This window comes from Bartonella sp. AP58NXGY, assembly GCF_042195785.1.
GTDB lineage: Bacteria > Pseudomonadota > Alphaproteobacteria > Rhizobiales > Rhizobiaceae > Bartonella.
Genome location: NZ_JBHIOY010000445.1, coordinates 264 through 519, shown reverse-complemented (window position 1 = coordinate 519; position 256 = coordinate 264). Strand labels below are relative to the sequence as shown.

The 256-nt window shown below is 33.2% G+C and carries 1 pseudogene; it reads right to left on the bottom strand.

What is annotated here, in order from left to right:
* A pseudogene (locus ACFINC_RS11915) lies at positions 1 to 256 on the bottom strand (shikimate dehydrogenase); the annotation flags it as partial.

Below are 256 nucleotides of genomic sequence, written 5' to 3'. Positions count from 1 at the left end.
CAAAGTGTATTAGCCGCACCAATTATTGTTGCTCTCTCATCTTTATAATCTGCTAAACGAAAGGCTTCCTGTTTATGAGGTAGAGTAACATTTCCTCCACAAAAGCCTATTTTTTGTAAAGAAATAATAAAATGGTTGAATTCTTCAGAAGTCACTTCCTGTGCAAGATATTCTCCTTGTAAACCATATTGTTTAAGCCAAAAATTATGAATTCTTGGCGATTTTGAATGATGAATAGGAAAACCAACAACAAAAG